This window comes from Peijinzhouia sedimentorum, from assembly GCF_049340005.1.
Classification (GTDB): domain Bacteria; phylum Bacteroidota; class Bacteroidia; order Cytophagales; family Cyclobacteriaceae; genus CAXBDP01.
In genome coordinates, this window is the sequence record NZ_JBMPIY010000003.1 from 397,952 (window position 1) to 409,706 (window position 11,755).

The 11,755-nt window shown below is 38.6% G+C and carries 6 protein-coding genes and 1 tRNA gene; 6 read left to right on the top strand and 1 reads right to left on the bottom strand.

Annotated elements, in window-relative coordinates; translation table 11 throughout:
• The first annotated feature begins 1 nt into the window (after window position 1).
• The 4 genes from ACOXY8_RS07270 to ACOXY8_RS07285 all read left to right on the top strand — a co-directional run bounded on the left by ACOXY8_RS07270 (window position 2) and on the right by ACOXY8_RS07285 (window position 6,554).
• Window positions 2–397, top strand: coding sequence for a response regulator (locus ACOXY8_RS07270; RefSeq protein ID WP_458330899.1), 396 nt, complete (start codon window positions 2–4; stop codon window positions 395–397).
• Between the two features lie 115 nt (window positions 398–512).
• Window positions 513–4,649, top strand: coding sequence for a hypothetical protein (locus tag ACOXY8_RS07275; RefSeq protein WP_458330900.1), 4,137 nt, complete (start codon window positions 513–515; stop codon window positions 4,647–4,649).
• 142 nt (window positions 4,650–4,791) lie between these two features.
• On the top strand, window positions 4,792–5,643 hold the full coding sequence (locus ACOXY8_RS07280; RefSeq protein ID WP_458330901.1) for an N-acyl homoserine lactonase family protein: 852 nt from the start codon (window positions 4,792–4,794) through the stop codon (window positions 5,641–5,643).
• 353 nt (window positions 5,644–5,996) lie between these two features.
• The gene (locus tag ACOXY8_RS07285; protein WP_458330902.1) at window positions 5,997–6,554 is read left to right on the top strand and encodes a fibrobacter succinogenes major paralogous domain-containing protein; all 558 of its coding nucleotides are present in this window, start codon (window positions 5,997–5,999) and stop codon (window positions 6,552–6,554) included.
• Between the two features lie 81 nt (window positions 6,555–6,635).
• On the opposite strand, the gene ACOXY8_RS07290 is transcribed toward ACOXY8_RS07285, so the two are convergent.
• Window positions 6,636–6,707: transfer RNA gene (locus tag ACOXY8_RS07290), tRNA-Arg, on the bottom strand.
• Window positions 6,708–7,238: 531 nt separating this feature from the next.
• Between ACOXY8_RS07290 and ACOXY8_RS07295 the strand changes: the two genes are divergently transcribed.
• Both ACOXY8_RS07295 and ACOXY8_RS07300 read left to right on the top strand, forming a co-directional pair.
• Entirely contained in the window at window positions 7,239–8,189 is a 951-nt protein-coding gene (locus tag ACOXY8_RS07295) for a helix-turn-helix domain-containing protein (RefSeq protein ID WP_458330903.1), read from the top strand.
• Window positions 8,190–8,443: 254 nt separating this feature from the next.
• Window positions 8,444–11,755 (top strand): beta strand repeat-containing protein (locus ACOXY8_RS07300; protein WP_458330904.1); only part of this gene is annotated, 3,312 nt, incomplete at its 3' end.

An 11,755-nucleotide genomic window follows, 5' to 3' on the forward strand; every position in this document is an offset into this window, starting at 1 on the left:
TATGAAGAGAGTTTGGATAATCGACGATGACGATCTTTATGTTTTTATATGCAAGAAAATGCTGAATAAATTGGGTCTAGAGAATGACATGATAGAGAGTTTCCCGAATGGAAAAGCAGGGCTTGACAGTATTAAGAATAGAGATGACAAGGATAAACTGCCTTCGCTTATTCTTCTTGACATAAATATGCCAATTATGAATGGCTGGGACTTTTTAGACGAAATTGATCCTTACCTCAAAAAACTTCCCGATGACCTTACCATAGCCATTCTTTCATCTTCGGTAGAGCCATCCGATAAGGCCAAAGCCCTTAGCTACAACGAGGTGCAAGACTACATTTCGAAGCCGGTAAATATTGAAGATTTAAAACGCTTCCTTTTTGTAAACCAAGCATAGCATTTGCTTATTCCTCTACAGCGATTGCTTATCTTAGCTATTGTAAAGAGAGATTGTGAGCAAAAAAAGAAAAAAGAAAAGCCTGGTAATAGGAACCTCAAGCGTGTTCCTGCTAATGTTGATCCTCATAATTTACCTATGGTGGTCACCAGGCGGAGTACTCACTCGTATGATCGAACGTTGGCTGCAAGCCGAGCTTGGCTCAAATGTTGAATTCAGCCTCGGTAAAGCTAAAATCCAACTAATCAGCAATAACCTAACACTTGAAAATATTAGTTTCTATCAAATTGATGATGATTTACAGCCAGAACCATGGATTATCCAATCATTATTTGTAGAAGATATTTCTCTATGGAAATTTCTAAGAACACGAGAATTAGAAATAGACAAAATAATCATTAAGGATCCATCCTTTAAAATAAACTGGAAAACCACCGAACAAGGGCCTGATAAAAATATCCCTCAAGCATTGGGCAATCTCTTCAGAAGAGGTAAAATCAATTATGTAGAGGTTCAGAATATCGATCTCAATATAATTGGTGAAAATGAGCAGGGCTATTTCCTTCAAAACTCAATGATGGACCTAAAGCTTTGGCAGCTTCAATTGAACCTAAGCGAAACCAATGAGGTGAGTGTTTCATTAGATGATTTTGCCCTGGTGATTACCGATTATGAATTGATGCTTCCTGATAACCTCCATTTGTTGAAAGCCAGTAAGGCTGAAATAAATACGCTTTTCGGAGAAATAAAGGCTAGCAATGTCTCCTTAATAGCCATCGATAGTTTAGGGCGGGAGGATAAACTGCTATTCGACTTCCATTTTCCAGAAATCCGCATAAGAAGTGATATCATGGCCAATTTCGAGCAAAAGAACCTGAAAATTGATACACTCATTATACAGGATCCTTCACTAAGACTCATCAGTGATTTATCATTTTCGGTGATAGATAATGAAGTAGAAAACCCAAATCCATACGACCTGATCAATGGGATGTTTAGCTCATTAGAAATTGGGTGGTTGCAAATAGTAGAGGGCAATCTGAAAATTGGGAGGTATTGGGATGAACTCGATGGCAGAATCAATGCAAGTAGAGTCAATATAGAACTCAATGACTTCTTGATCGATTCCACCTCATATCTCGATCCATTGAGGATAGCTCTTTCGCAAAGTATTGAAGGGAGTATGGAAGGACTTTCATTGGAGCTAAATGATAGCATTCACGTATTGACTTCCACAGAGCTAATATTATCCTCCCGCGACAACGTATTTCGTGGTACCAATATCGAAATTCAACCTAATGATATATCTGATGCGCAATTAATGGCGCAAGGTTCTCCATTTTTTAAAATTTACGTACCAGAACTCGATTTATCTGGTGCTCGATTAGACGAGATGTTTCATGGCAAATTTTTCGAATCTCAAAAACTATTAATTAACCAACCGAGAATTTTTCTAAATTTCTCCCAAACCAATAAAGAAGAAGACCAAGCCTCACAAGACATTGATTTATACAGCCTTGTTTCAGAGTTTTTCCAATTTGTGAAGATCGAAGAGCTCAACATTAATGAAGGACGTCTAATAATTACCAATCAAAAGGATGTGGGTAGAGATACGCTTTCGATTGGGAAAATTGCCTTCAATCTATATGGTTTTGAGATTGATTCTACCACCTCTCAGCGTACTATGGACAAGCTTTTCTACGCAAGGGATTTGTCGATGGAAATAGAAGATTATCAACTTAAATTGGCGGATGGTATTCATCAGCTTCGAGCTTCTGGATTGTCACTAAATACAATTGACTCAACCATTGCTATTCAAAATGTGCGCTTATCGCCCATAAATAGCTCTAGACGAAGAAATCGCAATGCCACAACCTATTTCGATATTAGCATTCCCCAGTTGCAATTAGCTGGCGCCAGTATTAAAGATGCCTTTTATAAGGAGAATGTCACAATTAGGCTAGTAGAGGCGACAAAGCCAATTTTTGATACTGAAACTATTAGTCAAGCCAAGGTAAAAGACCCTTCCGAAAATCGAAACCCAATGTCTAGCTTAGAAGGTTTGGAGGAAATTTTCGAACAATATATTAACCATCTGTATATTGGTGAAGTAGCCATTTCGCATGGCGAGTGGAATTCTACATTGACACAGTCAAATAAACTTAATTGGGCAGTGAACACGAAAATTGATGCATCTATATATGAATTATCATTTTCACCAAAGTTGAGCACACAAGCTGAATTTGATGCAACGAATACCACTTTTCAGCTGAGAGATTTTGATCTAACATTGCCAGATAATCTGCATAAAGTAAAAGCGCAAATGGTAGATTTTGATTGGCTCACGGGAAAGCTCAAAGTAGCTGGACTCGATATTGATCCTTCTGGACCAGAGCAAAATAAAACCACTTTACGCGTTTCAGCTGATTCACTTATATTAGATAACTATTCGCCCAGTAAGACAACCCTATTTATAGCAGCTACTGGGCCACTCAGTTTGTACAATCCGGATGTAGAAATAGTTTTGTCTGCAATGGATAAGCAAGCTTCCGTAGACTCAGTGGTGGCGAATGTACTTGGGCCAACTATGCAAGTAAATGGAGGGTTGGTCCAGAATGGCAAATTTCGATTATTGCAGCAAAAAGGCGAGGAAGTCTTGCCCTTGCTTAGCACCAAATTTGAATGGGTAGGCGATACGGTGAATGTGCTCGGCGATGAGAAGGATTATACGCTCAAAGTAATCCAAAACACCTTATTTACTCAGTTGCGAGACCTAACCTTCTATGGAGGAGACTCTAGTAAACATCATTTGACGATGGAGCTGCTGAATTACCGTAAAACAGGTAACAGGCTGGAGGCAAGAAACTTGAAATATATACCGCTTGATTCTGTGAGTAAACCTGAATTGCGTCTTCAGCTGGAAGGATTGATATTGAGTGATTTTGATCCTGTTTTGCTTTATACCAAAAAGGAAATGCGGGCTGGATTGGTGGAGTTTTATAAACCCGAGGCTTGGATTATTCCCAACCAATCCGATATGGAAATGGAATTGAAAATACCTGCCGGGCTCAATGCATTGGACCTACAAACGATCAATTTAGCTGAAGGAAAATTACATACAATCAATGTAACGAATAATAAGTGGGATACACTCACGATCGGAGGATTGCAAGGCCAAACCCGTGGATTTCTAATTGATAATCAGCACTCCAGCAATATTTATGGGAAGGAATTGCAACTCTCCTTAGAAGGCATTTCAGTTGATTTGCCAGATAGCTTACACAGAATCAGTACAGGCCCCATTAGCTTCGATACGGAGAATAACTCCATGACAGTAGATTCATTTTTCTTCACTCCAGTGCTAGAGCGGGATGCTTATTTGAAGAAAGTAGGCTATTCTACAGATTACATAAATGTAAGAACAGGTAAGGTCAATTTCGAAGGTATTGATGTAAAGGCTTTTCTAGATAATAAGGATGTTGTTGCTGATAAGGTGCATGTATATGATATGGTGATAGATGATTTCCGTGATAGAAATTACATGGAACGCGACACTCAATTACCAGTAATTCCCATGCAGGCAATTATGAACTTGGAAAATAGCATTATCATAAATGAGCTGCTAGTTCATAATGCAGATATCAGTTATAGCGAATTAGCCAATGATGGCGTCGTACCCGGAGTATTAAGATTTGAAAATGTAAATGCGAGTATATCTAATATTTCCAACCAATTGCCAATTGGTGGAGATACGCTTCTGACAGAATTAAAAGCTACGGCTGATTTGATGGGTCAAGGTAAAATGGAAATGCAGTTTAGTACCCAAATTGCTGATACAATCAATCATCAATTTCGCTTAAGCGGGAGGGTATATTCCATGCCTTTAATTGCTTTTAATGATATTTTGAAGCCAGTTACATTTGTAGAAGTTACCTCTGGCAATTTGCGTCAAATGGACTTTTACTTCGATGCAAATAAGGATGCCGCAAATGGAAAACTACGTATGGATTACCGTAAACTGAGAGTAGCTATATACAATGCTGAAACACAGAATATGGATGAAGAGCGCGTATTTATGTCTTTTATGGCTAATACATTTGTGATCAAAAACCGAAGCAGCCGAAGATTGGGTCGAGCCAAAGAACAGGACATCCTATTCAAAAGAGATCCTGAAAAGTCTATATTTAATTATTGGTGGAAAAGTATCCTGAGTGGTATTAAACCTTCGCTTGGGTTGAAGAACAATGACTAGATAGACCCTAACCTCCCGCCTTTTTCAGAAATGCAGTATGCTGAATGTCTGAATTTTACATTTCAGAGTGATTTATGTTATGTAGATATTAACAAATGAATGGCGCTTAGTAACATTGTGGAAATACTAAACTATTTCAACAGTGCCTTTTTCGGACTCTAAGTTAACAATAACCAAACGTATTGGAGATATCACTTTACATGGCTTTGTAACGGGCTATGTGAAAGTGAAGAAGGCGCATTTCGATTCTTCATTTCGTTCGGGACTTTCCATTTTTGACAAGCGCTGGACTAATTGGTTACCCATATTGTGTTGGGTAATTGAGCATCCTGACAAAACAATTTTGGTAGATGCGGGAATGCATCCAGATATGGAAAAGGCTGCATACTACCAAGATGGCGGAATTAATGGCTGGGTAAATGGTCGAATTGTACGCCTATTGGGTATTGAAGATTTTTCTTTTGAAAGAGGGCTTGTATCCATTGGCCACTCTCCATCTAGTATCGACGAGGTGATTGTGACCCACTTGCATTTGGATCATGTCGGTAATTTGGGATTATTGGCAAATAAACCCATTAGAATAGCAAAAAGTGAGAAAAAACACGCAATAGGCGTCATGGAAAAAAGTCTGCCAAAAGAAATAAAATGGACCTATAGCCAATGGGAAGTGAATACTGAAATTCCTCAATTCTCTAGTCAATTGCTTACGGAAGATGGAAAGGTTGCCTTGCTCAATACTCCGGGGCATAGTGCAGGACATCAATCGGTGCTGATTCGCACCAGAGAAGCAAATATTTTGATTGCGGGTGATGCTACATTCAGTCAAGAACAACTTGTCGATGAGGAAGTTCCTGGTATCAGTCAAAAGAAGGATTTGGCAAAGGAAACCATCCGAAGTTTGAAAATTCTGGCTGTAAAGTACCCTATGGTGTATTTGCCAAGTCACGATCCATATTCCATGGACAGGCTGGAAAATTTGCGTGTGGTTTATTAGAGGATTTCTTCAAAAAACTGATAAGCTGAGAGTGGAGCTTTCAAAGGATTTTCACTTGGCAATTTGATGTGATTATTATGGCCATATTAAGAAATATGGAATTGTTAGCCATAAGATAAATCAATTGTTAAAAGCCTGTAAAACAAATTGGATATGTTGTTCGCTTGGCCTATTTTTAACAATCAAGAATAATTGGAATCAAATAGACTTTCAGCTAAATGATTGATTAATGGTCATGTTATTACCTACTACATCAATTATTGCTTTACTTGAAGTGAGGAATTCAAATTTAAACTTGGTAGGCGAGTCCGAAAAGCCCTAAATCAGAGTAGGAAAAGTATAATTTTAGCTAAATGAAAGAAGTCAAAATTGGACAGCAAGTGTGGATGGATAAAAATCTCAATGTGGATAAATTTCGTAATGGTGATACCATACTAGAAACCAAAACTGATAAGGATTGGAAAGAAGCAGGTGAGAAGGGAATTCCAGCTTGGTGTTATTATCAAAATGATCCTGCCACCGAGGCTAAGTATGGCAAATTGTATAATTGGCATGCAGTGAATGACCCACGGGGCCTTGCACCAGAAGGATGGCATATTCCAACTGATGGCGAATGGACTCAATTAGCAGACTTTCTTGGTGACGATGGATTAACCAAATTGAAAAGTAAAACCGAATGGGTTGCCGATGGGAGTGGTACTAATGAAAGTGGCTTTTCAGGTCTTCCAGGAGGGAACCGATTTGATAATGGTAGCTTCTTTAATTTTGGCTATTACGGCTATTGGTGGAGTGCAACCGAGAGTGATGATAGTTCGGCTTGGTTTCGATCTTTAAGTTATAGCATCGGTAGTGTTTACAGATATTATTACGGCAAAGGAAAAGGCCTTTCGGTTCGTTGTCTAAAGAATTGATTAAAAAAATGGGATGAAATTTCCTTCACAATAAATAGAAAAAACGAAACCCTCTTTATCGTATCTAAAGAGGGTTTTTTGTAGCCTCGACAGGAATCGAACCTGTATCTAAAGTTTAGGAAACTTCTATTCTATCCATTGAACTACGAGGCCATTTATTTTGCTTGGCAGAAAGGATTGCAAATTACGGCAAAAAGTAAAGCTATCACAAATGCTTTTTATTGAGGGATTGAATTTTAGATACTAAGGTAGCACTTAGAGGAGTTCTTTGCCGGTAAGCTTTAACTGATTGACCGTTTTATATAGAACAAATGAAGTTTAATAAAGTCGATGGAATTATATTATATTGTAATACAGACAACTAATAAAAAGCTTAAGGACACTTTTGTAAGAGGGTGGAAAATTAATTTTCTTTAAGTCGTATTACATTAATTTTGCATGACTTTTTTCGACGTAGTAATTTCTGGACTTACATTTATTGCTTTTTTCATAGGGCTTGCCTTATTTATCAGACCATCAACTCACCGCTTCAATAACAGGCTTCTGGGAGCCGCCTATTTAATATTAAGCGGTTTTTTTTCCTATATGATTTTAAGGTCAACAGGTCTGTTAGTGAAGTTCCCCTTTCTGTTGCGTTTAATGAGTCCTTACACATATCTAGTTGGACCCTTATTTTATTTTTACTTGCGCAATGAGATATATCAAAGAAGAAGCTTGTCGAAATTGGATTTGCTACATTTCTTGCCTGCGATCCTTCATTTCTTGGATCTTTTCCCATTTTATTTTTTTACTGATTTTGAGACTAAACAACAAATTGCTGAGCAAATTAGTGAAAATGTAAACTCATTATTTAGAGAAGGTGGAGGAGTCATCCCTATTTCTTATCATTATGTATTAAGGACACTTTCTCTAGTGATTTATGCTTTAGTAATTGGAAGGCTTGTATTCTTTTCAAATCTCCAGATTTCAACTGTACCTGATTATAAATGGTTGAGAGTAGTTGCAATAACATATTTTTCAAATGTATTAATCTTTGTTGCAATGGTTATTGCTGGCTTCTATTTATTCGACCCAAAGCTAGTAGCATTTGATGGTGCATTTATTACTATTTCACTTTCATTACTTATAATATTAGTATTTGGAATATATTTATTTTCAAATTTTGCCTATCAAATTCTACCGAACCAATCTGATGAGTATTCTCAATCCGACGGACAGTTAGCTCAAGAGCGGGAGGAAGATACTAACACAACAAAAGAGTACCTTAATGAAAAGTATGGAGATAATAAAGGCAAACAACTTGCGGCGGAAATTCAAGCCCTAATTAGTGACCCTCAGGTTTTCAGAAACCCTGATTTGAAAGTAAGTGATATTTCTACAGCACTTGGACTTCCTGTTAGAGATATTTCATTTTTAGTCAGTACATATTTGAATACTCGCGTAAGTGAACTAGTGAATATTGCTAGGGTAGAAGAGGCTAAAAGGCTGATGGATTCCGATAAGCATATTAGTAAGACTTTAGATGCTATAGGCAATGAGGCAGGGTTTAACTCACGAAGTACTTATTATAGAATATTTAAGCAAATTGAAAATTGCACACCAAACGAATATTTGCAACAGCGTCAGCAGAAGTAAAATACCCACAATCTGTTTTTCGACCAACGCTGTGGATAATGTGTGGACAAACCCTCCCGAAGCGATCAAACTTATCCCATTTTTTGAAATGAGATAAATTTCAGTCTACAGCTTTGAATACTAATCAATAGAATTCTATATCTGATTGTAGTTTTGTCTTATCAACCTCGATTGATTTATTTTTTATCAAAAAAATAGCCTTCACTTTGCAGATGGCTTGTTAAGTTACAAATGCAGATTTAAATTTTTATGCTATGAATAAAACTTCTACTCCGAATCAATTATTCTATCCACAAGGTAATTCCAAACTAATCAAAGTATTTGCAACGGTGTTTTTATTGTTTATGTGCAGTTTTGGGTTTTCCCAAACATCCACATTGTATGACTTTAATACCACAGGTCAACTTACGGGAGTTTTTAATTCATCAGGTCCCGGAGTTGCAAATGTCGTAGAGTCGGTAACGGGAGGTATTGGTAATTCAGGTTCCATAACGGTTCCTGAAACAAGTACCGACGCAATATTTGCCACAAAGGATGGGTATAGTCTTGGTCCAGTGGGAAGTACATATAGATTTGAGAGTTTTATCAAAAGTGTTTACAATAGTGGTTACAGTGGTTTAGGCTTTACGCCTGCTTCTCCTGCAGTCGGAAGTTCGGTTACTGCATACAGACCTGATAATTCATTAGGTATTTCCGTTCATGGTGGTGGGTTTATTTTTCACAATGGGGCTACAAACTATGACGGAAGTTGGAATGGAGGCAGTTCAGGCAGTATTACAGCAGTAAAGTCAGCGAGTATTTTTGATCTTTTGAATAGTGGCTCTCCTGATAGTTGGTACAGAATAATTTTTGTCATTACCAGATCGTCTAGTACTGAGTATGACTTAAGAGTAGAGGTTTGGCCTGCAAATGATGATGGTACATTAATCAGACCTGCAGAAGCAGACGCAATATTTGAAGTAAATGGAGTTACCAACTCAGCTATTACGGCAGCTCCTGTGATTTACAGTTATTTTAGTTTTTCGGGCCAAAGGGTATCCCATTTTGATAATTATGGAATAGAACTTTCTGGCGGAGCAACAGTGGTAACTGCTGGCGCACCAGTAGTTTTGACCACAAGTTCCTCATTAGTAGGGGATGTAGTTACAATTGATGGAAATGTAACCTCAGATAATGGCTCTCTTGTTACTGATCGAGGCTTTGTTTATTCTACCTCTTCGAATCCCACTATTACAGATACTAAGGTTAGTATTGCTTCTGGAACGGGGATATTCTCTGGTAGTACTCCATCCCTAAGTACAGGAACGTATTATTTCCGAACCTTCGCTACGAATAGTGAAGGAACTTCCTATGGTTCAGAGGAAGAGGTAGTTATTTTAGCAATCCCAATTGGTTCAATAATAATTACAAGCGATCCAAGCGATCCCGGTACTGATTGGGATTTGACAAGTGGCCTTTTGATTCCATTAGTTGATGGAGCCAAAGTAAATGTAAGTGAAGTAACAGCAGCTCTTGCCACTGGCGACCTTATTATCGAAGCAGCTACGGATGTATTCATTGATACGAATATTGCACCTGCCTTAGCCGCAGCGAGAAGTCTTACGCTCAAAGCAAATAGAAATGTCCAAATTGAGCCAAGCGCAAGCATAGCACCTACCGGTAATGCATTAAATACTGTAGTATGGTCTGATGCAGACGGAGACGATGATGGAATGATTTGGCTCAATTGGGATGCAACAGATGGAGGAACAGCAATTAATACAAATGGGGGTCACTTTTGGATGGGTGGAGGTTCAGGTTCTACCACTTGGAATGGTTTAACCGTTGGCAATGGTGTTGCCAGAGGAAATGCACAAAACTCCAATGGTATTACGATTATTAGCAGCACTATAGAAACTGGTGGTGGCAATTTGGCTTTTTATGGTAGAGGACGTACTGGAGCTACAGTAGCGATAACTACACCAATAGGCTCATCAAACAATAACAATGGAATTCGGATGCATGGTGGCAACAGTATCGATACAGGTACAGGGACTATCTATATGTATGGATATGCGGATGAATCGGGTGCATTAAGTAATTCTAATGGTATTGAATTAAGCCAGGCAGGGGGTACTGACCTCATTACAAATAGTAATACAACAGTGGATGCTATTTTATTAGAAGGATATGCAGAGAATAATGCTACTGCTTCAAATGCTTGGGGAGTTTATACGCATAATTCAGTTATCCAAAATACAAGCTCAGGCACCATTCACCTTAAAGGTGGAGCAGCCAAGGATTCCGGAGTAACTGTTGCTGCCGATGGAGCTGTTTTATCTTCATCAGGTAACATCATCCTTGAAGGAACGGGTGCGGGAGGCACAAACCCAGAAGTGCTTATACAAGGAGCTGTTGGTCAAAAGGCAGGTAGTGCTATCACAAGTAGTAGTGCAGATATAGAAATAATAGGAGATAGGTTCAGTATTTCAGGAGCTGCGCCAAATGGTCTTATAGCATCATCTGGGAAATTAACCATTCGTCCACGAACAGCTTCCACCACCTTAGGAATAGCGGGAGGTACTGGTACTTTGGAGTTACCAGCAAGTTATTTTTCTGCCAATTTTGTGGATGGTTTTTCTTCCATCATTATTGGTAGCGAAGATGTTGGGCAAGTTAATATTGGCACTTCTGCACTCAGCTATGATGATCCATTAACCATTAAAACTGGTAGCAGTATTTATTTTGATGCCGCATCTGCTATTACAGGAAATAGTAATTCGATCACTCTATGGACGAGAGCTGGGGGTACAAATAGTGCTGATGATGGAGTAAGAGGAGCTGTTTGGATGCCTGTAGGTTCTTCCATGAATACGGGTGGAGGTGATGTTACAATCGGTGGAGGTTTGGATCCTTCAATTGGTTTTGCTCATGGTGATTTTAGTGCGCCTTCAAGCGAGAATAATGCGATTTATAGAGGAATTACCATAAATGGAAGTCTTGCTGCAAATGGAGGTAATATCAGCTTATTAGGTCGCGGTTCAACATCAACTACAAATGCAAGAGGCGTAAGTGTTGGAGGTTCTATAACTACCACAGGTGGAGGATCCATTAATATAAATGGAATTGCAAAAGGAGGCTCTGATGGAATGGGACTTGGTGATAGTTTTTTTTCGATTGGAAATTCAGGTAGAGATGGAACTATTTCGTCGGAAGCTGGAGAAATTAATATAAGAGGAACAAGAGGAACTGGAACAAATGGACTAAATGTTTCAACAGATGAAAGTGAAATCACTTCTGAAGCAACTATTACCCTAGAGGCAACTACAGGTAGACTAAACATCAATGGTTTGCTTACAGGTACTGGAGGAGTAGGTTCTGGTAATATTGTTCTTATTTCTGATGACTTGGTATTTGGCTCATCAAGTGGCCTATCAAGTCAGGGCACTCTTACGATTCAAGCACTTACCAATACCACGACCATAGGGCTAAATGCTGCCTCAGGTACCTTCAGTTTGTCTTCGGATAATTTAAGTACCAATATTTTAGATGGCTTTGAAGAAATTATCATTGGAGGCGCCTCCCAG